22 protein-coding genes are annotated in these 24861 nt (G+C 34.3%); 5 read left to right on the top strand and 17 right to left on the bottom strand.

Going from position 1 to position 24861, the window contains the following annotated elements:
* Nucleotides 1-157: 157 nt before the first annotated feature.
* Nucleotides 158-3415: a WD40/YVTN/BNR-like repeat-containing protein gene (locus ACFWV9_RS10230; protein WP_411895115.1), complete on the top strand. Its 3258-nt coding sequence runs from the start codon at nucleotides 158-160 to the stop codon at nucleotides 3413-3415.
* A 19-nt stretch (nucleotides 3416-3434) separates the two neighbouring features.
* Here the strand turns inward: ACFWV9_RS10230 and ACFWV9_RS10225 are convergent, their stop codons facing one another.
* The 3 genes from ACFWV9_RS10225 to ACFWV9_RS10215 are packed head-to-tail and all read right to left on the bottom strand — an operon-like array spanning nucleotide 3435 to nucleotide 6407.
* Complete coding sequence (locus ACFWV9_RS10225) at nucleotides 3435-4193, bottom strand: GNAT family N-acetyltransferase (RefSeq protein ID WP_411895114.1); 759 nt, start codon at nucleotides 4191-4193, stop codon at nucleotides 3435-3437.
* A gap of 9 nt (nucleotides 4194-4202) precedes the next feature.
* Entirely contained in the window at nucleotides 4203-5243 is a 1041-nt protein-coding gene (locus ACFWV9_RS10220) for an NADP-dependent oxidoreductase (RefSeq protein ID WP_411895113.1), read from the bottom strand.
* Nucleotides 5244-5270: 27 nt separating this feature from the next.
* On the bottom strand, nucleotides 5271-6407 hold the full coding sequence (locus tag ACFWV9_RS10215; RefSeq protein ID WP_411895112.1) for a hypothetical protein: 1137 nt from the start codon (nucleotides 6405-6407) through the stop codon (nucleotides 5271-5273).
* 262 nt (nucleotides 6408-6669) lie between these two features.
* Here ACFWV9_RS10215 and ACFWV9_RS10210 point away from each other — a divergent pair, with 262 nt between their 5' ends.
* Both ACFWV9_RS10210 and ACFWV9_RS10205 read left to right on the top strand, forming a co-directional pair.
* A complete protein-coding gene (locus tag ACFWV9_RS10210) occupies nucleotides 6670-8856 on the top strand; it encodes an amino acid permease (RefSeq protein WP_411895111.1) in 2187 nt (728 codons plus the stop codon).
* 109 nt (nucleotides 8857-8965) lie between these two features.
* On the top strand, nucleotides 8966-10054 hold the full coding sequence (locus tag ACFWV9_RS10205) for a serine hydrolase domain-containing protein (protein ID WP_411895110.1): 1089 nt from the start codon (nucleotides 8966-8968) through the stop codon (nucleotides 10052-10054).
* Here the strand turns inward: ACFWV9_RS10205 and ACFWV9_RS10200 are convergent.
* The 4 genes from ACFWV9_RS10200 to ACFWV9_RS10185 all read right to left on the bottom strand — a co-directional run bounded on the left by ACFWV9_RS10200 (nucleotide 10051) and on the right by ACFWV9_RS10185 (nucleotide 13385).
* A complete protein-coding gene (locus ACFWV9_RS10200) occupies nucleotides 10051-10782 on the bottom strand; it encodes an NAD(P)-dependent oxidoreductase (RefSeq protein ID WP_411895109.1) in 732 nt (243 codons plus the stop codon). The two genes, ACFWV9_RS10205 and ACFWV9_RS10200, sit on opposite strands and share 4 nt — an antisense overlap.
* A gap of 35 nt (nucleotides 10783-10817) precedes the next feature.
* The gene (locus ACFWV9_RS10195; protein WP_411895108.1) at nucleotides 10818-11672 is read right to left on the bottom strand and encodes a CPBP family intramembrane glutamic endopeptidase; all 855 of its coding nucleotides are present in this window, start codon (nucleotides 11670-11672) and stop codon (nucleotides 10818-10820) included.
* Between the two features lie 66 nt (nucleotides 11673-11738).
* Nucleotides 11739-12794, bottom strand: a complete 1056-nt coding sequence (locus tag ACFWV9_RS10190; RefSeq protein ID WP_411895107.1) for a serine hydrolase domain-containing protein — start codon at nucleotides 12792-12794, stop codon at nucleotides 11739-11741.
* A gap of 399 nt (nucleotides 12795-13193) precedes the next feature.
* On the bottom strand, nucleotides 13194-13385 hold the full coding sequence (locus tag ACFWV9_RS10185; protein ID WP_411895106.1) for a cold-shock protein: 192 nt from the start codon (nucleotides 13383-13385) through the stop codon (nucleotides 13194-13196).
* A 415-nt stretch (nucleotides 13386-13800) separates the two neighbouring features.
* Between ACFWV9_RS10185 and ACFWV9_RS10180 the strand changes: the two genes are divergently transcribed.
* Complete coding sequence (locus ACFWV9_RS10180) at nucleotides 13801-14595, top strand: sterol desaturase family protein (RefSeq protein WP_411895199.1); 795 nt, start codon at nucleotides 13801-13803, stop codon at nucleotides 14593-14595.
* Nucleotides 14596-14714: 119 nt separating this feature from the next.
* Here ACFWV9_RS10180 and ACFWV9_RS10175 read toward each other — a convergent pair whose 3' ends face one another.
* The 7 genes from ACFWV9_RS10175 to ACFWV9_RS10145 all read right to left on the bottom strand — a co-directional run bounded on the left by ACFWV9_RS10175 (nucleotide 14715) and on the right by ACFWV9_RS10145 (nucleotide 21767).
* Nucleotides 14715-16199: a glycoside hydrolase family 30 protein gene (locus ACFWV9_RS10175; RefSeq protein ID WP_411895105.1), complete on the bottom strand. Its 1485-nt coding sequence runs from the start codon at nucleotides 16197-16199 to the stop codon at nucleotides 14715-14717.
* A 240-nt stretch (nucleotides 16200-16439) separates the two neighbouring features.
* Entirely contained in the window at nucleotides 16440-17894 is a 1455-nt protein-coding gene (locus ACFWV9_RS10170; protein WP_411895104.1) for a transglycosylase SLT domain-containing protein, read from the bottom strand.
* A 130-nt stretch (nucleotides 17895-18024) separates the two neighbouring features.
* Nucleotides 18025-18636 (bottom strand): hypothetical protein, encoded by a 612-nt coding sequence (locus ACFWV9_RS10165; protein ID WP_411895103.1) that lies wholly within the window; start codon nucleotides 18634-18636, stop codon nucleotides 18025-18027.
* A gap of 97 nt (nucleotides 18637-18733) precedes the next feature.
* Complete coding sequence (locus tag ACFWV9_RS10160; protein ID WP_411895102.1) at nucleotides 18734-19333, bottom strand: hypothetical protein; 600 nt, start codon at nucleotides 19331-19333, stop codon at nucleotides 18734-18736.
* A gap of 80 nt (nucleotides 19334-19413) precedes the next feature.
* Nucleotides 19414-19956 carry a pyridoxamine 5'-phosphate oxidase family protein gene (locus tag ACFWV9_RS10155; RefSeq protein WP_411895101.1) on the bottom strand — a complete coding sequence of 181 codons (543 nt, stop codon included), beginning with the start codon at nucleotides 19954-19956 and terminating at the stop codon, nucleotides 19414-19416.
* A 27-nt stretch (nucleotides 19957-19983) separates the two neighbouring features.
* Nucleotides 19984-20985, bottom strand: a complete 1002-nt coding sequence (locus ACFWV9_RS10150; RefSeq protein WP_411895100.1) for a metal-dependent hydrolase — start codon at nucleotides 20983-20985, stop codon at nucleotides 19984-19986.
* 29 nt (nucleotides 20986-21014) lie between these two features.
* Nucleotides 21015-21767, bottom strand: a complete 753-nt coding sequence (locus ACFWV9_RS10145; protein WP_411895099.1) for a helix-turn-helix domain-containing protein — start codon at nucleotides 21765-21767, stop codon at nucleotides 21015-21017.
* 206 nt (nucleotides 21768-21973) lie between these two features.
* Between ACFWV9_RS10145 and ACFWV9_RS10140 the strand changes: the two genes are divergently transcribed.
* A complete protein-coding gene (locus ACFWV9_RS10140; protein ID WP_411895098.1) occupies nucleotides 21974-22786 on the top strand; it encodes a T9SS type A sorting domain-containing protein in 813 nt (270 codons plus the stop codon).
* 38 nt (nucleotides 22787-22824) lie between these two features.
* Here ACFWV9_RS10140 and ACFWV9_RS10135 read toward each other — a convergent pair whose 3' ends face one another.
* From ACFWV9_RS10135 to ACFWV9_RS10125, 3 genes are all read right to left on the bottom strand, one after another.
* Nucleotides 22825-23511, bottom strand: a complete 687-nt coding sequence (locus ACFWV9_RS10135) for a protein-L-isoaspartate(D-aspartate) O-methyltransferase (protein ID WP_411895097.1) — start codon at nucleotides 23509-23511, stop codon at nucleotides 22825-22827.
* Between the two features lie 65 nt (nucleotides 23512-23576).
* Nucleotides 23577-24377, bottom strand: a complete 801-nt coding sequence (locus ACFWV9_RS10130; RefSeq protein WP_411895096.1) for a hypothetical protein — start codon at nucleotides 24375-24377, stop codon at nucleotides 23577-23579.
* Complete coding sequence (locus ACFWV9_RS10125) at nucleotides 24374-24796, bottom strand: ABA4-like family protein (RefSeq protein ID WP_411895095.1); 423 nt, start codon at nucleotides 24794-24796, stop codon at nucleotides 24374-24376. The genes ACFWV9_RS10130 and ACFWV9_RS10125 overlap by 4 nt, the downstream gene beginning before the upstream one ends.
* Nucleotides 24797-24861 lie beyond the last annotated feature (65 nt).

The raw sequence follows: 24861 nt of genomic DNA, 5'->3' as shown, positions 1-24861 counted from the left end.
TATAGTCTTCAGAAAGCACTTCAACCCAAAAATAAACTGATAGTTTATTTGGCGATTTTTAATATACTATCAATTTATTTAAAAATTAAATACATTTTCACCCTTAATTAGTTATAAGATTTTCTTTAACTTTATAGACTAACCAACCAATCAAAAAATGAAGCTATTATCTCGTATATTTTGCACATGTATCCTATCATTCCTCGTAACTTTTTTGGTTTCAGCCCAAAAAAAGGATGCTACAAAAAAAGATCCATTTAAAGGCCTCGAACTTCGAAGTATTGGTCCTGCATTTATGAGCGGTCGTATTGCAGATATTGCCATTCATCCTCATAACGAAAATATTTGGTATGTAGCCGTTGGTTCTGGTGGCGTATGGAAAACCTTAAATGCTGGAACCACTTGGACACCCATTTTTGATAATGAAACCGTCTACTCTATCGGAGCAGTTTCTATAGACCCTAATAACCCAGATACCATTTGGGTTGGCACTGGTGAAGATGTTGGTGGTCGTCATGTTAGTTTTGGTGATGGTGTTTATCGTAGTGATAATGGTGGTAAAACATGGACTAATATGGGATTGAAGAACTCACAGCATATTTCTAGAGTCATCATCCATCCAGAGAATAGTGACATTATATGGGTTACAGCACAAGGCCCACTTTGGAATAAAGGCGGAGAACGTGGTCTTTACAAAAGTATAGATGGCGGTAAATCGTGGAAAAAAACATTAGGTGATGACCAATGGACAGGTGCAACAGAATTAGTTTATGACCCAACAAATCCAAATCGAATGTATGCGGCGACATGGCAACGTCATAGAACTGTGGCCGCTTATATTGGAAATGGACCAGGATCAGCACTATATCGTAGTGATGATGGTGGCAATACTTGGGAAAAACTCACAAATGGCTTACCCAAAACTGCCTTGGGTAAAACAGGCTTGGCCATTTCACCTCATAATCCAGATGTGTTATATGCGGCTTTAGAGTTGGATCGTAGAAAAGGTGCCATTTACCGTTCAGACGATGGTGGTAGTTCATGGACTAAACAGTCTAATACTATTTCTGGAGGTACAGGACCACATTATTACCAAGAATTATTTGCATCTCCACACCAAAATGATCGTTTGTATTTAATGGATAATACCATGCAGATTTCAGATGATGGCGGGAAAACTTTTTACAGAATGAACAATAAAAATAAGCATGGTGATAACCATGCTATTGCGTTTAAAAAGAATGACCCTAATTACTTATTAGTAGGTACAGATGGTGGTTTATACGAATCCTTTGATCTAACCAAATCTTGGAAATACATAGAAAATTTACCAGTTACACAGTTTTATAAGCTTGCCGTAGATGATGCTGAGCCATTTTATAACATCTACGGAGGAACACAAGACAATAGTACAGAAAGAGGTCCTTCACGTACTGATAACCTTCACGGTATACAAAACAGTGATTGGCGCGTGGTTCTCAATTGGGATGGTCACCAGCCAGCAACAGAACCAGGTAATCCTAATATAGTGTATGCAGAACGACAAGAAGGCACATTGTCTCGTTTAGATATGAAAACTGGAGAGGCTGTTGATATACAACCACAACCAGCTGTCGGTGATGCCATTCAACGTTACAATTGGGATGCACCAATACTAGTAAGTCCACATAAAATTTCTACAATTTATTTTGCATCACAACGTGTTTGGAAATCTGATAATCGTGGCGACTCATGGACACCAATATCTGAGGACTTAACAAAAAACGAAGAACGTATTACCCTACCAATAATGGGAAGACAACAATCTTGGGATAACGCTTGGGATGTCTATGCGATGTCTAATTACAATACCATCACATCACTTTCTGAATCACCTAAACAAAAAGGTTTACTTTATGCAGGTACTGATGATGGCTTCATAAATGTAACCGAAAACGATGGTGAAAGTTGGAGACAGATAAAAGTAAATCAATTACCAGGTGTACCTGAGACCGCTTTTGTTAATGATATTAAAGCAGACTTGCATGATGCGAATACGGTCTATGTAGCTTTAGATAATCATAAATATGGCGATTTTAAGCCTTATTTGTACATGAGTACTAACAAAGGGAAATCATGGGAGTCTTTATCTAGCTCAATTCCAACAAATCATTTGGTTTGGCGATTAGTGCAAGATCATGTCTCCCCTAACCTCTTATTTATTGGTACAGAATTTGGTTTGTTCTTTTCGGTAAATGGCGGAAAGTCATGGACGGCTTTAAAAGGAAATGTCCCGACTATATCTTTTAGGGATTTAGCAATACAAAAACGTGAAAACGATTTAATAGCCGCCTCTTTTGGTCGTGGGTTTTTCATTTTAGATGACTATTCTGCTTTGAGAGAAGTATCTCAAGACCATTTAAATGCTGAAGCTATATTATTTCCGGTACGTGATGCTTGGTGGTATATACAGCAATCTCACTTAAGTTTTGAAGCAAATAAAGGCAGCCAAGGAGATTCTCATTTTGTGGCGCCTAATCCAGATTTTGGTGCTGTATTTACATATTACCTCAAAGAAGTGCCACAATTGAAAAAAGAGAAGCGTAAAACAAAAGAAAAGAATTTTAAAAATCAGAACATCCCTTTCCCAGGATGGGAATCCTTAGAAGCTGAAACCCTAGAACAAAAGCCGCAGTTGGTTTTTGTAATTAAGAACCAAGCTGGTGAAGTGATACGTAATATATTTAAGGACCCTAAATATGGAATAAATAGAACAGCATGGGATTTACGCTATCCTAGTCCAAATCCAATAGACTTAAACGAAAGCAATATTTCAATTGATTTTGAATCACCTAAAGGACTATTAGCGCCTCCAGGAATCTATAGCGTTACCATGTATCTATCTCATAATGGAGATTTAAAACAATTAGACGCTCCTATGGAATTTAATTTAAAGCCACTTTATAAAAACACCCTAGAAGGATCCTCTCCTGAGGTTGCTTCAGCGTTTTGGAGAAGTTACGAGAACGCATCACGTTTGGCATCTACAATTGATAAATCTATAAGCAAAGTTGAGAAAAAGACTAAAGCATTACACAAAGCATTAATGAACAGTACGGCCAATACAGAATCTGGTATAAAGCAATTAAATGAAATAAGAGCTAAAATCAATACTTTAAAATCTTATTATTATGGCAACCAAGCCAAACTAGAAATTGGTGAAAAGAATCCGCCGTCTGTAAGTGATAAGATGTTTACTATTTATTTAAGTTTAGAGCGCTCTACTTATGGTCCAACGGAGACCAACAAAATACAAATGCAGATTATTAATACTATGCTTAATAAAGCTGAAAATGAATTGAAAGCCATTAAAATTTCTATGGACAAATTAGAAGCCTTATTAAAAAATGCAGGAGCTCCATATATTGATGATTAATTGATTTTAATTATTATGTCTATTTACTGCTGAGTTCTTCTCTCAAAATATTCTTAAAGCGGGTAGCACTGAGATAATGATCGTCTAGCAGTTTGCCATTATACAACAGGTTAAAGACACCAAAACCAGATGGTGCCTTTTTAGCCTGTTGTACGGTGTTTATTTTAGAAACTTTTAAATCTATACCATAATCCATGGCCACATTAAGAAGTGCTGATGCAGACTTTTCATTCCAAGGACATTGATCTGCATAGACCAAATGCCAGCCCTTATACTTTTTTTGCTGTTGCGACCAATCATAAAACTGAGGTGGTTTGGCACCTTTTGTCCAGGTTTTGGCTAAGAGCTCAAAGCGATCTTTGGTTGCAATTTCCTTAAACCCATTTTTTTCAAACAAGGATTTATCTGCCAACCAACCACCTTTGCTGGTCATAACACAAATGCCATCCATACCCTGTGCTTTGGCATCTTTTTCGGCATCTTCTATCATCATGGCGCCATAGCCTTTCTGTCGTTCCTTTTTAGAATAGATATAGGTACAATGGATAAACATATAATTTTCAGCATCAATAGGTCGCCAAGCTTTACTGGCTGGCACATATTCTATAAAGCCCAGCATTTTATCATGTTCATTCTTTAGAATTTTAATTCTTAGACCTTCTTTATAACGCTTTTTAAACCAAGCCTCTTTATCCTTAAACCCCTGTATTTTAGTGTTCTTAATACAAAAAAAGGTTTCTTGCAATACATTCTTTGGTGTGACCTCTACAAGTTTCATGTTGCTCTTCTATGTTACTTTTAAGACCAGTTTACCTAATTTCTTGCCTGAGAACAATCTTAAGAAGGCCTCATGGAAATTCTCTATACCTTCTACTACATATTCCTTAGAGCGTAATTTGCCCTCCATCATCCATTGTCCCATATCTCGTCTGGCCGTTGCACTTTCACTAAAGTAATCAATAACAACGAATCCTTCCATCTTGGCTCTGGCCGCCAATATCATATAATAGTTGTCTGGTCCTTTTGGTTTTTTGTTGTACTGCGAAATAGCACCACAAATAACAATTCTCGCATTCCTGTTAAGACGCGTTAAGGCATGGTCTAAAATTTCGCCACCTACATTGTCATAGTACACATCAATTCCCTTAGGGCAAAGTTCCTCTAGACGTGCAAGGATGTCCTCGTTCTTGTAGTCTATAGCACCATCAAAGCCGAGCTGGTTTATAATGTAATCGCATTTTTCCTTGCCACCAGCAATACCTATAACGTGGCAACCCTTAATCTTAGCAATCTGGCCAACTACACTACCTACGGCTCCTGCAGCACCAGATACCAGTACGGTCTCTCCTGCTTTAGGTTTCCCAATTCTAAGTAATCCGAAATATGCTGTTATCCCAGGCATACCCATGACACTGAGATAGGTTGTCAGTGGCGCCATATTAGGGTCTATTTTGAATAGACCATTACCATCAGTAACTACATATTGCTGTGCACTGCTTAAACCTGTATAATATTCGCCTACCTTCATATTTGGGTTCTTGGACTTGATGACTTTACCTACTATGGCAGCTCGCATTGGTTCACCCAGTGGAACTGGTGGTAAGTAGGATTTTGCATCTCTGATCCAACCACGCATCGCAGGATCTAAAGAAATGTATTCTGTTTGTATTAAGGCCTCGCCTACTTTTAATTCAGGAACAGGTAGCTCCTCTAATTTCCACGTTGATTCATCTGGCAAACCTTTTGGTCTTTTTGCCAATAAGACGCGTTTGTTTATAAGTTGAATCTTGCTTGAGGTCTTTTCTTTTACTACTTCTATTGTTTTCATGTCTTTCTATTTATGATGAGATGATATTTATACTACTTCACTGCTTAAGCGTTCTTTCTTGGCTCTGAAAATCTGCAAGGTCAGTGCACCATAGGCAACTGCAAGAACCACGACAGATATTAAGATGCCTAAATAAGGAATCATGGTTAACAAACGCAATACGATTGTAAGTGCCAAGGCCACGAAAGTCACTTGCCAGAAGCCCCAATTCTTGTTGTATTTACCTCTTAAGTAATAGGCTACTAAAATGGAAGCTATGGTATGACCAAATAACAGGCTGAATACAAAAACAGCGGCTGCAAATAGACCAAGCTTAAGGCCTATGAGAATTAGGAAGGTGACGAGGATTAGAAAAGGTATTCCTATCAAGTATATTAAACCAAAACCAAAACTTTTCAAGAGGTTATTCTCCAATCCTTCAACCGCATTGGAGAAGGCATGTTTAAAAAGGGTATGAAATACCAGAATCCCAAAAAGTGCTGAAAGTACATAGAATATCCATGATTTTAATGACTTGGTACCATAGGTAATTATGGACATTTGTGCTTGCTCGTCTGCCAAGTCTTCATTGTATTTTGCTTCGGCATTTACTAAAGCATTATTAAAGTTGATTTCACCATCACTTTCCCAGTACTCTACATTTCCATGGAATTTTGCTTCGTTACCTAATATAATATCATCAGCCAATAGTTTGGAAGTGCCACGAACAATTCCGTTAATTGTTACATCTCCACCACTTGCTTCAAGATTACCCATAACTTCACCATTCATTTGTAATGTGCCTGCGCTACTTTTTAAATTGCCATGTATTTTAGCATTTTCTGTAACAATAACTTCGCCACCAAAAACAACTAGGTCGTCGCCTATTTCAGAATCAACGGTAATTTTACCGCCTGCAACCCTAACATCATCTATTACCTTACCTTCAAGTGAAAGTTCTCCTCCTGCACTTGTTAAGTCACCATAAATGCTGTCATTGACAATGAGCTTCCCTCCTGCCATAATCAAATCACCTTTTATTGTAGCATTTACTATGATAGTTCCTCCAGCATAATAAGAGTCATCTGGTTGTGTGTTATTTACAATAATTTCATTGTTTGCCTCAGACTGGCTGTACGATAGCACAGTAAAGAGGACGAGAATTAAGGTTGATAAATTCTTCATTTGTGCAAAGTTTTAAGATTAAGGTTAAAATTACTGGCTGTCAGCAGTTTATAAAATGATATTGGTCATTCTAGATGTAATAATTTGCCTCATAATTATAAATATTTTAAAAAATATCTCTTCTAAACATGACGTTTGCGACATAATTAATCTTGTAATACCATAAGGAATAACAACCTGTCCTAGATCAAAAACCTTGATAGAATAAAAAGAATAATTATATTGTTGCACTAAATGTCCTTCAACTAGGACGATCGCTTAAATGCCACAAAAAAAGAAATTCGGAACCTTTGCTGGTGTCTTTACACCTTCTATTTTAACCATACTAGGTGTAATCATGTACATGCGATTGGGCTGGGTTGTGGGTAATGCTGGTTTAATTGGTGCTATTATTATAATTGTTATTGCGCATGTCATATCTGTTGCAACAGGATTAAGTGTATCATCTGTAGCTACTGATAAAAAAATTGGTGCTGGTGGAATATATTATGTGCTTTCAAGAAGTATGGGCATACCTATTGGTGGTTCTATTGGTATAGCCTTATTCGTTGGTACAGCATTCTCCATAGCATTATATTTAATAGGTTTTGCCGAAAGTTTTAATGCATACCTAGGGTTTGGTACTGAAATTAATGATCTCAGATTAACAGGAACTATTGCGCTTTTAGGACTTACTGTTTTGGCGCTTATAAGCACCTCAGTGGCACTTAAAACCCAATTTATAATTCTTGCTGCAATTTTGGTGTCTATAGTTTCCATATTTTTTGGTTCAACAGAATTTGCGCCAACCACAATAGATTTGATTCCATCAGAAAATGCCGTGCCTTTAGAGGTGGTATTTGCTGTATTTTTTCCGGCAGTAACAGGTTTTACGGCTGGTATAGCCATGAGTGGTGACCTTAAGGATCCAAAACAATCGATTCCAAGTGGTACGCTTTATGCTATTGGTGTTGGTCTTGTAGTCTATATTATTCTTGCCGTTTTTATGGCATTTACCATTAATTCTGAAGTCCTAAGAACCGATTATAATATCTTAATGAAAATCGCACTCTTTGCACCTGCAGTTGTTGCTGGTATTTGGGGTGCAACCCTCTCCTCTGCCATTGGCGGTATTCTTGGTGGTCCTAGAATATTACAGGCTATGTCTATTGATAAGGTCACACCTACCTTTTTTAGTAAAGGAAAAGGTGCTAATAATGAACCTGTGAACGCCCTATTTCTTGCTTTTATCATTGCAGAATGCGGTATCCTTATTGGTGAACTTGGTATAATTGCACGTGTCGTTTCCATGTTTTATTTAACGGCTTATGGGTTTATAAATATTTCATTCTTTTTAGAAAGCTGGGCTAATCCTGATTTTCAACCTACGTTTAAGGTTAAGCGATGGGTTGGTCTAATTGGGTTCATCGCTTGTTTTGTGGTGATGTTTAAGTTGGATATGATTGCTATGCTGGTGGCTTTAGCGGTTATTAGTGCCATGTATTTTGGGTTGCAGCGGAAAGAAGTGAAATTACAATCTAATGACGTTTGGAAAAGTGTATGGGAAAATGTCGTTAATAAAGGACTGAAAAAAATTGATGCACAAGTTGAAGAAAATACCAATTGGAATCCCAATATAATCTTATTTAGTGGTGAAAGTGATCATCAAGCGTATCTTTTAGAGCTCTGTAAAACCGTTTCAGGTCGTACAGGCATTGTGACTAATTTTAAACTCATTTTAGACAAGAATAACAGCAAGCCACCCTTAAAAAAAATTGATCAAATCGTAAGAGATGAAAAGTTTAAAGAGCTTGGGATTTTTGCAAGACAAATAAAGGTGAGCAATATTTATAGTGGGATTACCAGTATAGCATCGACCTTCGGGTTTTCTGGTGTTGAGCCCAATACCATTATGATGGGTTGGCCAAAGGGATTAGAGAATTCTGAAGAGTATTCTAATATGACCCAAACCCTACTCCATCTCGATTATAATTTATTGTATTTAGATTTTGACATAAAAACAAAATTTGGAAATTATAATACAGTGGATTTTTGGTGGCGTGAAACCGATAGTAAAAATGCAGAAATGATGCTAAACATTGCACGTTTCATTATCGCCTCTCCAAAATGGAATAACACCAGTGTAAGAGTACTTTTTGTAAATAATAATAATGTTGATGTAACTGTAATTCAATCAAAAATCTCAAAACTAGTTGAAGATTTAAGGGTTCTGGTCGCTATAAAAATTATTAATAATGCCGTGGAACAGAAGACCTTTTATAAAATTATTGAAGAAGAATCAATAACTACAGATCTCACTATTGTAGGTATACCGGACTATGATATTGAAAAGCAAGCTGAATTTGTACTGAAAACCAATAAATTATTTGATGCCATAGGAAGTACCCTTTTAGTTAAAGCCGCACATAATTTTAACGAACTCGACTTAGATTTAGGAGATACAAAATAAGACTTCTATAATTTAATTATAAGGGCTCTCATTTTTTGTGCTAAAAAATCCTATCTTATAGGAACAAAGAATATACTATAACCTTGTTAGTGAATATAACGGCAATTAAATGATATTTAATAAATTACAACTAACATTCTACCTTGCCTTGCTTATTGCAATTGGTTCAAATTGTCATGCACAAAAAAGTAATGATAGTATAAATGCTTATTTGGATAGTGTGGTGTTAAGGGATAACATTCCAGGAATTTCAGCAGGTATTTTGGTTGATGGCGAATTGTATTGGACTGGAGCTAGTGGTTATGCTGATGTTGAAAATAAAATTGAAGCCAAACCAGAAACACTTTTTAGAATCGGCTCAATTAACAAAGTACTTACAGCCACTGCAATTCTGAAGCTTTCAGAAAATGGAAGTATAGATTTACAAGCACCTATTCAAACTTACCTACCTGATTATCCAATAAGTAAAAAAGGAGAAATTAAAACTATTCATTTGTTGAACCATACCTCTGGAATTGCACATTATAAGGGTAAGGAAAACCGCTCTTTTGTTAAGTATGACAACCTACGTGATGCTTGTAGAATTTTTGAATCCAGGACGCTTAAATTTAAACCTGGCACACGTTATATGTATACCTCATATGGTTACACTGTACTTGGTGCTATAATGGAATCTGTGACCAAAAAAAGCTACTATGACGCCATGAAGGAACTCATATTTGATCCTGCTGAAATGACCTCTACGTTTTTGGACAACCGCACAAAATCAAATACTGATTTGGCAAAATTGTATACAAAGAAAGGTGACCAGATTAAACCAGATGTTAATAATGATTTGAGCAATATTTATCCTGCTGGAGGATTAGTCTCTACAACAACCGATCTTCTGAAATTTGTAGATGCCTGGAAGAAAAATATTCTTTTGTCAGAAGAAAGTAACAAAATGATGTTAGAAACACCATTATACAATGGGAAAGTCTTGGACGAAAACGCAGGGATTGGATGGAATATATGGCAACATAATAAATACGGATTGGTGTACCATCGTATTGGAGGTCAGTCTGGTACAAGTGCTTTACTGCTATCGTATAGTGAAACTGGTGTGACGGTAATATTGCTCAGTAATCAGGCCGTCTTAGATCCTATCTGGGAAATTACCAATAGATTGATTGGTTTTGGTTTATCATCAAAAAACTAAGCTTGATAGGATTTACTATAGATTACTGGCATTTGTCCTTTCCATTTACGCCATAAATTGTCATCATTAATTAAACTCGCCATAAAGTGCGCTACATTAATGCGACTAACTTTGCCATCGTTAAAAATGGCACTTCTGGTTGGTGATTGATGGATTTCATATTCGGTGACCTCGTCTTCGTTTATTAAACCATCTGGTCTTACTGCAACCCAATCAACCGCACTATTGTTTTGACCAATTTGTGTTCGTAAATAATCCGCCGCTTTTTCATTATCTACATGAGGTGGTAATAACAAACGTAACAGTCCTATCACGCATTTCTGACCAAATGAAATAGGTTCATTTAAATCACGATTGCGATTCCAAGTGGTATTCATTAAAACAAATTTTGTTTTGCTATTACTATTGTTTGATTGTATGGCATTACAAAGTCGTTGCGTCGCATCTGTAACTAGCCGTCGTGGTTTACCATACAAACCTTTAAAAGTCATGTTATGTCCAAGACAAGACGCAACAGCACCAGAATCTTTAACAAGGGCACGCATTTCTTCATCACTAAGATCTAATATACTTGCAGTAATAATCTGTAAGTCAGCATTTGTTGTCCATGATACTGGTAACTTTTCTGGTGATCGTACAATGACTTTTACTTTGTGATTTTTTATTAGAAGTTGCTCTACTAATTTACTACCTGTTTCTCCACTTGCTCCTACTACTAATACTGTCATACTGTTTTATTGATTGATTGATGGTGTTTTTATTTCTATAAATTCTCCTTTACTGCCTTTCTCCAAAAGTATAACCCAAAAACAAATGTTACTATTGCAAACATAATTCCGTTTTCACCGAGCCAATATTCTGTTCCTTCCACTTTAATTGTTAGAGGAGGCATTATTTTTTGAATATATACATTACTTACTGCATGAAAAATGACAGCTGGCCAGAGGCTTTTGGATTTAAACGTGTAATAAGTCATAATAAATGACATAGATACAATTACAATAGTGAAAGTTGTAAATTCTAATAGCACATTATTACTATAGTATACTAACAATGGCCAATGCCAAAAAGACCAAATCAATCCACTAAAAATTGCTACTCCAGTAAAAGACAGTACCTTTCTCAATTCATAGATAAAAAATCCTCGCCATCCAATTTCTTCTCCTAAAGTTGTTGCAGAGGCTCTTATCACTTCAACAGTGCCCAATAAAATAATAGCGATGATTGTTATTGCTGTCGGGTTTAAAGTTCCTATTCCAAACAAACCAAGTTCTTTTCCCCATTCTATAATTGCTTCCTCATTAGCTAAGCTTCCGAATCCAAATATCCAGATTAATATATAAGTGATTACTCCATATAAGGCAGGAACAAAATAAGACCATCTGATATATTTCCAATTTCCCCAATTCCAAGGTAAAGATGAAATTTTACGTCCTTTTATTTTTAAAGTAATAAATGCCGCTATTGCAGGACACCACATGATTGCTCCAACATAAATTCTTGATGGATATAAATTTACTATTGCATAATGAAATGGTGAAGTAAGAGCAATTACAAGCCCGAGAAATATGAAGATTGTTATCCAGGTTTGTTTTTTACTTTCTATTGAATTTGACATAATTTGGTTGGTTATACTATATGCGACGAGATGGATTTAAACTTGTTACAATCTTTAATAACTAGTTTAAAGATCCTTGGCTTTACGTAAGATTTTAACAACTCGACTATGAGTAATTTCCAACAGATTCCATTGGTAACCATTAAAATCAGTAGTATTCATAAATTGAATAACAACAGCATCAATATCTTTATGATATTCTGCCATACATTGGTAACCTGGTGCCAATCCTCCATGGTTAAATTCATAAATAGATGAATAGATTTCCATCTCCTTTTCATTGAGTAATGAACCATCATTTAGAGCTCTTAGAAAGATGCCAACATCTTCTGCTGTAGCTATCATCATTCCATTATTCTCGTTTTTGAAGTCCTTATCAATCCCGACATAATAACCACTCATAACATCGTCTAGATTAACGTCATCAAGAGATCCATATGTGTTTTTCAATCCAAGAGGTATTAAAATTTCTTTTTTGAAATAGTCTTGACGACTGCCACCTGTAACTTGCTCTATGATTCTTGAAAGCAATAAATAATTTGTATTAGAATAGCCATAATCTTCGTTTGGCTCAAACGTTGCTGGTAAATCAAGTGCATAATCCAACACATCTATGTCTTTGTTGGGTTGATTTTTCCAAAAATCAGGATTGTCGGTGAAATTAGGAATACCACTTCTGTGTTGCACCATCATTCGTAAGGTAATTTCTTTTGCATTTTCAATTCTATCTGTGAGTTCTGGAAAATAATCAATGAGCGGTTGATCTAAAGACAATTGATTGTTATGTGCTAATTTGGTGATAGCAACTGCAACATAAAGCTTGCTTATACTTGCTATTTTGAATAAGGCCTTTGGTTTGGCTGGTATCTTCTCTTCTTTGTTATGATAACCAGCGGTATACCATGTTGGTGTTTTGTCAGCTTCATCAACATATACAATAACGCCATCAAAGCCATGGCTCAACGTCTGATCAACCTGTTCTTGTACAGTATCTGGTAAAGGTAGTATCCATGCTTTAACTAGAATCCACGGTACAAACCATAACGAAATGAATGTCCCAGTAAGTAATAGTACTCTAAAAATTTGCTTTCCCTTACTTGCCTTAACCTTTTTAGTTTTCATTAATCTAAGGTATTATAATTATAGTCGTTTTTAAATTGATGGTACAATTATATTTTAGATTGAACTATAAATAAATAGTGAATTACTGAACTGTAGTTTAATATGGATAAATTGTTGTTTTATCTTATAATCCAATAAAACTTTAAAAGCTCTTGAGAACCAAGAGCTTTTAAGTTTGATGAGTACTGAATGTTTCTTTTTAATGATTTTTAAAAATCAATTACTTTATGTTTCATTCAATTGTCTGGTTTCAAGGTAAAAATTATGTCTCCCTAATAAAACAACATATTTAACGCATTGCTATACTATTTTAACATGTTTAGGAACTATTACAAATACCAAACAAAAAAGCCCATCACTATGGATGGGCTTTGGTTTAAAAACTTGAAAATGTATAGGTTAAATAACTTTTACGTTTACTGCGTTTAATCCTTTTTTACCTTCTTGTAAATCAAACTCAACTTTATCGCCTTCGCGAACTTCATCAATCAATCCTGAGATGTGTACAAAATGGTCTTTTTCTTGTCCTTCTTCTGTGATAAAACCGAATCCTTTAGATTCATTGAAGAACTTTACTGTTCCTGTGCTCATTGTATTTTATTAAATATTAGACTGCAAAGATGCGACTACTTATTGAATAAATACCATTTTAAGTACTTTATTTCCAATTTATTACTCTTTTGATTCTATGTTCATTGAGGTTTTCGCCCATTTAAATTGTGTTAGAAATGACAAATGCATTAATAATAGCTTCTACTATCGTTACTATACTATTTCTTCACACAAAACAATAATTCATTCTTATTCACGGTTTGTTTTAATAATGAATACGTAAATTGCAGTTTTTACGTTATAAGAATATCAGCGATGCAGTATTTGTTGCATTAATGCACAATTATTAGATCAATACCCTTAAATTCAAACTAGCATCGAAAACAAGAAACTTACTCTCGACACCCTACTACAATTAGATTTTAATACTATTATTTGGATTGCGGCTCCTGTGATGTTTCTTCTTGTGGCTATTGAATATTATTTATCAACAAAGCAAAACAAGAATCTCTACCACGGTAAAGATTTCTTGGCCTCGGCGACTATAGGATTCGGTAATTTATTTGTTAATGCGCTTACCAAGGTTGGCGTTTTTTATATTGTAGTAATCTGCTATAATATAACACCATGGAGTATACCCCATACTTGGTGGTCTTATTTACTTTGTTTTATATGTCTTGATTTTGTGCGGTATTGGTCGCACAGAATATCTCATTTTCAGCGCTTTTGGTGGTCTACCCATGTAGTGCACCACAGTTCTGAATATTATAACTTCTCAACCTCTTTTAGATTGTCTTGGGTACAGAATCTGAAACTTGTTTTCTTTTTACCTGTAATTATGTTGAGTTTTGATCCGATTGTTTTTATTATAGTACATCAGCTAGAGATTCTTTATCAGTTTTGGATTCATACTGAATTAATAAGAAAATTGCCAAAACCCATTGAGTACATATTCGTAACACCTTCTCATCATCGTGTACATCATGCTGTGAATGAAGATTACATTGATAAAAATTTTGGTTCTACCTTGATTATTTGGGATCGTATGTTTGGCTCTTTTAAAGCAGAAAATGAGCAAGCTATTTATGGTATTACAAAACCTGTAAATTCTTTTAACCCAGTGTATTTGGTATTTCACGCTTGGGGAGATTTATTTGTTGATATTTGGAAACGCCCTAGAAAAACATGGAATATTCTATTTGGTAGTCCTACACTATGGGAACGACAACAAGTTAAAAACAGAAAATAAAAAACGCCTTAACCAAGTGGATAAGACGTTCTGTTTAATTTTCAGTATTACGGTTCTATAGAGTTTCGATTATAATACTTATAGCATTGACATATAGTTTTATGTTTTTACTTATCGTATTAATACAAAATAGATTGCATGGCATGTGCAGGTATATCTAATACCACTTCACTTTCTCCAACAACGAGTTTATAGGCTAATGGCTCGTCAGTTTTGTTCATTACCACAGTTACAATATGCCCATCAGGATTTTGGAATGATGAACTCTCGATGGTACTTCTACTCGCTGTTGTACTAATACGCTTGGCATTTGGTTTTACAAATTTTGAGAAATGACCTATGTAATAATATGTTGGTGTATAAATAAGTTCATTGTTTTGTGTATCTGCATGAATTGGTGCGAAACAAAAATTCTGCACGTGGTTTGGCCCACCGTTTTCATTTAATAGAATATTCCAGTCGGTCCAACCCACAGTACCGCTATTAAAATCGTTAATCATAGAATTGCCATAGCGTTCTGCATTAGACCAACGTTGGTATTGGGTAGGGTCGAATTTCTCTTGACAACCTTCTGTAAACAATAAGTTTTTAGATGGAAAGGATTCTTTAATGTTTTTTAAATTATCATATTTTGGGTCACCACCTGTCCATGTTTCATACCAGTGAAAACCAATTCCCCAAGCATACTTGAAAGCTTCTGGGTCTTCAAAAATAGTATTGGCTCTATGAGAAATTAGGTCCCTGTTATGATCCCAAACTACTATGTTTTTATCTTCAAAGCCATTAGATTCAAATGTTGGACCTAAATAGTTTTTAAGAAAATCGCGTTCTTCTTCAGCTGTATAAATACAAGATTCCCAACGTTGCACTGCCATGGGCTCATTCTGAATAGTCACACCCCAAACTGGAATACCTTCTGCCTCATAGGATTCGATAAACTTCACAAAATAATCTGCCCATGTTTGGTAATACTCTGGTAACAACTTACCGCCTTGTAGCATGTGCTTGTTGGTTTTCATGAATGCTGGTGGACTCCATGGGCTTGCATAGAATACCAAATCATCATTAATAAGAGCTTGCGCACGTTTTATCATAGGAATGCGCTTTACCTTGTCCATCTCAATAGAAAACGTTTTAAGTGCCTTATCACCTTCTTCTATATAGGTATGACTTCCGAGTCCAAAATCGCTACTATGAATACTCGTTCTTATGATATTGTAGTTTATACCTTCATCAGAATAATAGGCATTAAGCAATTCTTCTTGCTTGTCTGCACTTAATTTTGAAAATACCTCAGCTGCCGCATCTGTAATGGCACCACCTATTCCCAAAAACTCTTGAAATTGTTTTTCAGGATTTACGAAAACTGCAATTTCGGTTTCTAATGGTTGCTTTGCTTCAGAAAACTGTTTTTGTGAATCTAGAGACAATCGCATGTCTGTATCCTTAGCGGTAGTATATATCGTTAAATCTTTACCCAAAAAAGTAGTTATATCTTGGGTTTTGGCAGTTTCAGAAATTGCCATTTCATTCTGGGTTTTCTCAGTATTACATGAGAAAACTAATAGTGTTATTGTAGTGAAGTAAATGATTTTCTTTATCATTTTTTATAGTTTTTGGTTAGAAAAATAAGCTCTAATTGCTTAAGTAATAAATATACTAATTATTAGTACTAAGTACTAAAAAAAGCACCATTACTGGTGCCTTTAAAGAGTTACTAATATAAGGGCCATACCTAACTATTAGATTAGTTTGGTTTGTCAAAATCACCCTAACTCATTTTGACATTGTAAAAATAAGAAAATATTAGATTGAGTGTAGGAAAAACTCTTTACTAATTTTGTTTATTCCGGTTTAATTAATTGGGTATATTGATAATAACGCTCAAAAATTTGCTCAATGTAGTTTACTGGTTCTGAGCCGCGTACATAACCATATTTAATAATTGGCTTGTTGTAATTTTTTGGTAATCTTAGATCCAATAGCGCATCTTCAACATTATCTTCCCAGAGCGTCGGATCAAGTCCATTAGCTTCGGCCAATCGCTGTGCATCCAAAACATGTCCATAGCCACAATTATAAGAAGCCATTGTGAATTTAATTCGATTTAGAGAATCTGGTATCTGATCGAAGCGTTTATAAATTTGTTTTAAATATGTAGTACCTCCTCTAATGCTTTGTTCTGGATCCGATACATCTTCAATACCTAATGCTTCAGCTGTAGCAGGCATTACCTGCATTAAGCCCTCTGCTCCTGCCCAAGAATTTGCCCCAGGATCAAAATGTGATTCTTGATATACTTGAGATGCCAATAAACGCCAATCCCAACCCAATTTATTAGCATATGTTTTAATAAGGTTGTCGTATCTGCTTATCTGATTATTATTTAAGCTATAATAGTTACTCTTTAAACGACGTTTAAACGAACGTTTGTTTTTAAAGTATTTATTATAAATGATATTATAGCTTTTCTTCTTACGTTGTGATAATATCCATTTATCTACTTCTGTCCTTAATTTTTTAGATTTTTTCCGTGTAACCCAAGCAATTCGTTGCGAAAGAGAAATTGGAACGTCTATGTCTAAAATAGGACTATAGGAGGCGTTAATCTTGGCGAGGTTTTCATCTGCTATAGTATATTTAATCTTTCCGTCAACTACCATATCAATAATCTCTCCTGTAGAAAGTGTACTTTCTAATGTATCTATAATGATGTTCCCTCCAATTTCATTGGCTAAACTCAAAAGGCGTTCATAATATGCAGAATTTTTTCTAACGGATACGGTATCATTAATGAGTTCTATTGGATTTTTTACCAATTGTTTTTTTAATGATTTATAAGATAATTTGCGGTAATTGTCTGGTTTTTTCTGAACTAATACTTGTCTTGTTAAATAAAGGTATTCAGTGAAATCGACTTCCCATTTGCGTTGATTGGTAATGGTCATACCGTGTGCAATTATATCTACATCACCTCTATTTAAAACTTCAAACTGATTATCTAAATTATTAGAAACAACAATTTCTAATTTGAGGTTAAGATGATCTGCAAGTCGTGTAAGCAGTTCGTATTCAAAACCCATAGCTTGCCCTCTATAAAGAAAATAGCTAGTATTACTATAGACCACTAATGCTCTTAAGACACCTTCTTCCTTTATAGCATCTAAATCACGATCTGAAGAATTTGCGACAATAGGATTAACAAATACATCTCCTTCTCCTGTGTTGTTGCTCTTGCCACTTTCACAGGATAGGGATGATATTGCTATTAATAGAACTAAAAATGATTTAAGTCTCATAATCAAGTTCTATAAATATAGGAATATTTGATTAACGTCAGTTTCACTTAATAAATTGAGTATAACATCGCATCAAAAACCCAACAATATGTCAAAATATTGTTGGGTGTATAAGTTATGTGTTTTTCTACTAATGTGTACCTCTACAATTATCTTGTAATGTTACTGATATACGTTCTAACTCAACTGCACTGTCTGGTATTTCAGAAACTTGCAAGCCTTCATAATCATCTGCCTCTTTCCATTTGGCAATAGTATCACTGAAAAACTTAGAAGCGACCGAATCCGTCTCAACAACAACTAACTCGTATTTCTCGCCAGCATCGCCACCAAACCTTGTCACAACTTGCCATTCGCCATTAAGTTTATAAGAGGTATTTGTATAATCACTTTGTGGATAATATTTATCATCTGTAGGTTTAAGTAGTACCCAAATATCGTCTGTATGAGATTCTGGATAAACTCCCATTGTTAAAATTCGGCATTTAACGGTATCCTTATCTATTGGCGAAATGACCTGTACGCGATCTACAGGGTATTGTACCATTAATTTATTACCTGTATTAAAGGTTTCCATATACGGTATGGGTTGAATAGTACCATATGTGTATCCGCCATACATCAATAGCAGTGCGCCAATACTTGCTATAATAATTCTAAAATTTCTATTTTTTTGATAAATAAATGCAAATAAGACACATACTAAACCTGCAATTACCGTAATTAATACTTCATTTGTCATACGAGAAACTATTTAAATTAAACCTAGGTCAATATATATAGGAGCTATTATAAAGTTACAAATTATCATAAACTTAGTCAAGTAAGCCCTTATCATTTTAATCTTGTTGCATAGACTTAACATGTGCAAAAATTGGAACACCATTAATAACACCCTCTATTTTAGTACTGAGCATTTTTAACCCTTTTACATTATTAACCCTACCTTCAGGAGAGATAGATATAATATTATAAAACAGCCCATAATCTGCTATAGCCCTAATGTGAACAATGTTTCCTGATCTACTTACACCTTTAACATCTAGTATTTCCCCTTCCTCAGTAATAGCCTTGATATCAATAAGGTTACCATCTTTATCTATACCTTTTAAGGGATGAAATGCCTCTCCTTTCATATCAACTAATTTAATTGGAAGGCGCTGTCCATTCATTATTAATTTTACATCTAATAGACTTGTGTCTTCAGAGTATTGAATGGCCTTTACATCGTGCATATTGCCATCTTTATCAATGGCTTTCACCTTTAGCAATTCCGCTTCAGGTCTATAGGCTTTAACATCCCAAAAAATCTCAGGATGCAGTTCAGTTTCTGGTTTGTTGACATTTTCTTTTTGTTCTTGGGCGTTAATACTAAATACAAAAAGTATTAGTAATACACATAAAATTGATTGTTTGAGGTATTGTGCAGTTGTCGTCATCTTATAAAGTATTAGTGACTTAAAAGTAGTATTAAAACTTTAGGATTTTTATGACAAAAATCAGTGTTATACTAATAGTATCAAGGAACGATGAACTGACCTTTCCAGTCTGTACCTTTCCCAGAAAACAGAATACGTAAATGATTAGGTCGTTTTAGTTGAAGATACTCAATAGTATGAGGCACAATATGAATTACACAAAAGTTATGTGCTTCTAAATTATAAGATACATTATCTGGATTTTTAATAATACTACCTGGTTTTAAATACGTGGTGTAATCTTTTTTTGAATTATCATTGATATTTTCCCAGTAGTTGTTTAAAGTTGATTCATCTGAAATAATTTTGGCCTCACCTTCTACTCTGATTTGAAGTAATTTCTTGGGATGATAAAAAAGCGCACTAACACTCTTATTGTTTTTAATATCTATAACCTTTTGTGATCTTGAATCGGTGAAGAAGACAAAAGTAAAATCATCAAGCAATTTTCTAAGTACTACGGTTCGCTGTCTGGATATTCCATTGTTTGTAGTGGCTAAACTAAAATACCGAAACGGATGTCTATTTTTGGCATACCCATTAATAAGTTCTCGTTTGCATGATCGTAAAAAACTTTGTTCCATTTTATTAATTAAATTCGTTTACAAAATCTAGTTACCTTTAAAACGCACCCATAGACTAGATAATAAGAATTTAGCATCACTACGAGTTTTTGCAACCTCGGTGGCAATTATTACACCATCATTATCTTCAAGAAGATAGGAAAAAACAAACATTGGAATTTTATTCTTTCTCGGTATAAGACCAAATCGTAAATCATTAAAAAACCAATTATTGTCTTTTTGTTCTAAAATATACCAGCCTTCACTAATAGTTATAAGGCGCTGCACGTTAGTTTTTGAAAGTAACTCTTTTGATTTCTCCCTGTTCTTTGGGAAAGACCTAAAAGTAATAGGCTGGGTATCAAAAAATGAAAAATCAGCAATTAAATAATTGTCCTTTGCATCTATATTGGCATTCCACAATATTGTATTTAAAGGCGATGGCCGTGTACTTATTTCATTGTAACTAATATTTTGAGCTTTTAAGGCTTGTTCAAATTTCGTTGTAGCATAGGATTTTAAAATAAGGGTTAACAATAAATAACTAGTTGATATGGTAAGACCAATTTGGTTAATCCGTTGTCTTTTTTTAGAACTACGACTATAAAATAATACAAGAATAACACAAATGAGAAAGGGTAAAGTATATAGTGGATCGACGACAAATATAGAATTTAGAGCTACGCGCCAATCAAACGGCCAAAATAGTTGCGTTCCCCAAGTTGTAAATGCATCAAGTAAGGGATGAGTAAATAGTCCCCAAAAAAAGAGCATGGCCCAAGGTTTCCAACCCAGATTTAATTTTCGTTCAAATTTATTAATTAGATAGCCCAGTAAAGGCGCCATAATTATACTAAATACTATCGAATGACTAAAACCACGATGCCATTCCGTAGCGGTGATGGTATCAGTTAGTTTTCCAATAAAAACATCTAAATCTGGAATAGTTCCTGCAATAGCACCATATAGCAGTGCTTTATTACCTACTTTTTTTCCCAAGGTTGTTTCACCTACAGAAGCACCAAGAACTATTTGGGTCAGTGAATCCAATTCAAATACGTTTTTGCAAAAATAAAGATTTAATGCTGTTGCACATATTTTGAAGGTCTAATACCATAGGTTTTCAAAAAGCTATCTGAAAAATGGGTAGTACTTTTAAAGCCAGTTTGCTTTGCCACTTGGGCGATATTACCATGATGCTTATGAAGCAATAACATAGCCTTGTGTAACCTATAATCTTTGATGAAACGTTGTGGTGTAGATCCCGTAAGTTTGTTCAGCCTCCAATATAATTGGGCATAAGTAAGTTTCAAGGCCTTTGTTATTTTACTAATATTTAGTCGATCATTCTGCCAATTGGACTCTAAATAGTCCATAAACTGGGTTAAAAAGGTTTCTTCATTTTGCTTTAAGGTTCTAATTAAAGTTTTATCTATTTCGGCATGCGCATTAACACTTTCATATTGTTCTTTAATTTTTGATGTAATGACCAATTGATCTTTTACATTTTCACAAAATCTAATACAATTCTTCACACTGTTGTCATTATAATTACTGGCATGAACAATGGCAATATTCAGTTTTCTACTAAATGACTTATGCTTTGGAGTAACATACTTAAATTTATATTGAACATCTAATGCGCATTGTATAGCATCAGTTACGGACGTAAATGTGGTGATGTAATTATTATTATCTTTTTTCTTTATTACAGCATTATATTTTGAAAGTGTTTTAGATACACTAGAATGAAATTTCTGAGTGAATATGGTATACTGAGATGCCTCAACTCTAGACATAAAGTCACTTATCTCAATAACCATTATTACCATAATCTCTAATTTGTATGAAGTTAATGAATTATGACCATAAAGCAAAAAACAATTAAAGTATTGATTGATCAATCATATAACGAAATGTATTTGTCAAACTATAATTATAGCGTTTAGATTATAGAAAAAAAATGCATTTGACCGAATAAATAAAAAAAATAAAAATGTATTTTATTAATTCACACAAAAGTTAACAAACGAAAACTATGAAAATTAAATTACCTTCTTCATTACTATTCTTTTTGACGTGTTTAATCACATTTTCTCAAAATTCACTTGAAACCACATTTACTGGTGGTAATTCAGGAAATGGTGCTATATTTGATATTGTAGCCCTTAATGATGTTACTATTGAATCTTTCGGTGTTAGTGTAGCTAGTCAAGTTACTTCAGGAACCATGGAAATATACTATAAAGAAGGTACTTTTGTAGGGTTTACTTCAGATCCGAATGCATGGACGTTATTAACTACAATAACTAATATATCTTCAAGTGGTGATAATGTTGAAACACCTTTAAATTTAGATTTAAACCAAGAAATCCCTGCAGGTACGACAGGAGCGTTTTGGATTACATTTAATGATGGTAGTAATCTAAGGTATACAAATGCAGCCAGTAGTGACGTTGGCAATGTATTTTCAGAAGATAGTAATATTCAATTTTTGTTGGGATCAGGTTCAATTGGTGGATTTGGTGGTTTGGTTTTTAATGGCCGTATTTTTAATGGTGTCATAAACTATAGTGAAGGTTTATTAAATATAAACGAATATGAAAATAGATTGAATCTTGCATTGTCTCCTAATCCATCAGATCGAAGAATTTCTATCAAAAATATTGAAATTGATGAGATAGATCGCGTTCTTATTTATGATTTTACAGGTAAAGTTGTTCGAGAAATTGAATCAAAATATTTAACAAATTTAACAATCGATGTTTCTAAATTGCCTGCCGGTATGTATTTGTTAAAAGTTCAAGGTTTTAATGGACAAGAAGCAGTCAAGACCTTAATTAAAAAATAGTATTGCTATTGTAGTTTTTAAAACTCAATTCCAGATTATTATCCTCTAATAAACGGAACGAAGGAAACTGCTAATCGTTCTTTCTGTTTTATTTTGCCATTCTTTTTAGTGTACAGCATTAGATGCATATTAAATGTTGTACCTAAAGGAATAATTAGCCGTCCTCCTTCAGCCAACTGATCTAATAGAGCTGGAGGTACGTTTTTAATACCTGCAGTAACTATAATCGCGTCAAAAGGTGCATGCTCTAACCAACCTTGGTAACCGTCACCAATTTTTGTTATAATATTATCATAACCTAAACGGTCTAAGCATTCTTTAGCCTTAATTCCGAGAGGTTCAACAATTTCTATGGTATAGACTGTATCTACAATTTCTGCCAATACTGCAGCCTGATAGCCAGAACCTGTTCCAATTTCTAATACTCGATGATGGGGTTTAGGTTTTAATTGTTGCGTCATATAGGCAACGATATAAGGTTGCGAAATTGTTTGTGCGTGCCCAATGGATAATGGACCATCGGTATAAGCTAAATGTTGCACGCGTTTTGGAACAAACTCATGACGCTTTACCGTTCCCATTGCTCTTAAAGTATTACTATCAGTAATGTCTCTGCCTTTTAGCTGAGTGGTTACCATATCTTTACGCAGATAAGCAAAATCAGTCTGTCCACTTGATTGAATGGTCATAAAAACTACAATTATTAGTATTCCTGCTTTTAACATAGAATCAAATTATTGAAACAAAAGCTAATTTGTTTTTTGAACTACACAATGATTAATATCAGTGGTTATAGCTTTATAAACGGTAATCCTTCACTAGCTTGATAAAAGGTGTAAAAAATAAATGAAGCAAAAACTAGAGCAAAACCAGTAACTACTAAAATGAGAGTGTTAGTTTTTATAGTCCATTTTTTTTGAAGTATCCATGCAAACAAGGGCACAATTTGAATACTGTGAAGACCAAAGAAATGTGCCACTCTTAAATCGCCAGCTATTGTACTCCAATTTAATAAAGGAATGCCTTCTCCTCCATCAGCTATACCAACATTATGTGCCATTTGACCAATCATTTGTCCTCCTACCCAACTTCCAAATATTGTAATTAGCCAACCTAAAAATATAGCGTACTGAATAGCCTTTGATAGTTTTAATTTAAGTCTAATAGTTTCGAAGGCAAAAAATACCATAATGACTACATTTATTCCAATTAAAATGCCCATCACACCAAATAAAACACCATCAAAAACGGTAGACATATTATAATGCGACTGTACACCTCTACCTGCTTGAAATGTTACTATGACCATTTCTAAAAACATTGTCCAAGACACTAAGTTTCTAATAATGTGCTTTTTTAATTTAGAGAATGGATAGAAGGTAATTAGATATCCAACAGTGAGGGTATATATACCCGTAGATATAAAGAATTTAAAAGGTTTTATCCAAGCATTGATTCCCATGATTTGCCTACTGTCAATAAACAAAGCAGGAATACATAGCATAGCACCAGCAAAAAGTATTAATACAATATAATATAGTATTGGACTTTCTTTTTTTACTATACCAAAAATAGAGCTTAAATATTTCACTGGTTACGTTTTTTAATGGCTCTAATTATCATAAAAAGTGCAAAACCAATTGGTCCTAACATAAATGTACCTATAAGACAAGGTGCCATTATTAAAGGATAGATCTTTAAGTCTTTATTTTCATCGAGCATCCACATACCAACCACAAGATCAAAAGCTAAATAATGTACCCAACCTGCCAAAACAGCATTTTCAAAAGTGAATAAATGCATAACTGATTCTAAACTACCAAAATCCATTGGAGGTCCACTTAACATTGAGGTAATTATGTAGATTGCGTAGATGATAGATAGAACTAAGGGTATAACTTTATAATCGATTAAAACACGTGTGATTTTCCATTTTGGTAAAACGATCATGAGTAGCCACATTGGCATGGCTACCATATTTGCAATTGAAAATACTTCTGGCGTAGACATAAATATTGATTATGAGTGAAACTTAGCTAAAGGCTTAATAAATAAACACAATAAGTTACATCAAT

Source organism: Winogradskyella sp. A2, from assembly GCF_046762865.1.
Taxonomy (GTDB): Bacteria; Bacteroidota; Bacteroidia; order Flavobacteriales; family Flavobacteriaceae; genus Winogradskyella.
The sequence above is the reverse complement of the archived record's forward strand: the minus strand, read 5'-3'. Positions and strand labels throughout refer to the sequence as shown.

Excerpts from the sequence above, each read along its gene's own strand:
- ACFWV9_RS10230 (WP_411895115.1), top strand. The coding sequence starts at position 158 with ATGAAGCTATTATCTCGTATATTTTGCACATGTATCCTATCATTCCTC.
- ACFWV9_RS10225 (WP_411895114.1), bottom strand. The coding sequence starts at position 4,193 with ATGAAACTTGTAGAGGTCACACCAAAGAATGTATTGCAAGAAACCTTT.
- ACFWV9_RS10220 (WP_411895113.1), bottom strand. The coding sequence starts at position 5,243 with ATGAAAACAATAGAAGTAGTAAAAGAAAAGACCTCAAGCAAGATTCAA.
- ACFWV9_RS10215 (WP_411895112.1), bottom strand. The coding sequence starts at position 6,407 with ATGAAGAATTTATCAACCTTAATTCTCGTCCTCTTTACTGTGCTATCG.
- ACFWV9_RS10210 (WP_411895111.1), top strand. The coding sequence starts at position 6,670 with ATGCCACAAAAAAAGAAATTCGGAACCTTTGCTGGTGTCTTTACACCT.
- ACFWV9_RS10205 (WP_411895110.1), top strand. The coding sequence starts at position 8,966 with ATGATATTTAATAAATTACAACTAACATTCTACCTTGCCTTGCTTATT.
- ACFWV9_RS10200 (WP_411895109.1), bottom strand. The coding sequence starts at position 10,782 with ATGACAGTATTAGTAGTAGGAGCAAGTGGAGAAACAGGTAGTAAATTA.
- ACFWV9_RS10195 (WP_411895108.1), bottom strand. The coding sequence starts at position 11,672 with ATGTCAAATTCAATAGAAAGTAAAAAACAAACCTGGATAACAATCTTC.
- ACFWV9_RS10190 (WP_411895107.1), bottom strand. The coding sequence starts at position 12,794 with ATGAAAACTAAAAAGGTTAAGGCAAGTAAGGGAAAGCAAATTTTTAGA.
- ACFWV9_RS10185 (WP_411895106.1), bottom strand. The coding sequence starts at position 13,385 with ATGAGCACAGGAACAGTAAAGTTCTTCAATGAATCTAAAGGATTCGGT.
- ACFWV9_RS10180 (WP_411895199.1), top strand. The coding sequence starts at position 13,801 with ATGTTTCTTCTTGTGGCTATTGAATATTATTTATCAACAAAGCAAAAC.
- ACFWV9_RS10175 (WP_411895105.1), bottom strand. The coding sequence starts at position 16,199 with ATGATAAAGAAAATCATTTACTTCACTACAATAACACTATTAGTTTTC.
- ACFWV9_RS10170 (WP_411895104.1), bottom strand. The coding sequence starts at position 17,894 with ATGAGACTTAAATCATTTTTAGTTCTATTAATAGCAATATCATCCCTA.
- ACFWV9_RS10165 (WP_411895103.1), bottom strand. The coding sequence starts at position 18,636 with ATGACAAATGAAGTATTAATTACGGTAATTGCAGGTTTAGTATGTGTC.
- ACFWV9_RS10160 (WP_411895102.1), bottom strand. The coding sequence starts at position 19,333 with ATGACGACAACTGCACAATACCTCAAACAATCAATTTTATGTGTATTA.
- ACFWV9_RS10155 (WP_411895101.1), bottom strand. The coding sequence starts at position 19,956 with ATGGAACAAAGTTTTTTACGATCATGCAAACGAGAACTTATTAATGGG.
- ACFWV9_RS10145 (WP_411895099.1), bottom strand. The coding sequence starts at position 21,767 with ATGGTAATAATGGTTATTGAGATAAGTGACTTTATGTCTAGAGTTGAG.
- ACFWV9_RS10140 (WP_411895098.1), top strand. The coding sequence starts at position 21,974 with ATGAAAATTAAATTACCTTCTTCATTACTATTCTTTTTGACGTGTTTA.
- ACFWV9_RS10135 (WP_411895097.1), bottom strand. The coding sequence starts at position 23,511 with ATGTTAAAAGCAGGAATACTAATAATTGTAGTTTTTATGACCATTCAA.
- ACFWV9_RS10125 (WP_411895095.1), bottom strand. The coding sequence starts at position 24,796 with ATGTCTACGCCAGAAGTATTTTCAATTGCAAATATGGTAGCCATGCCA.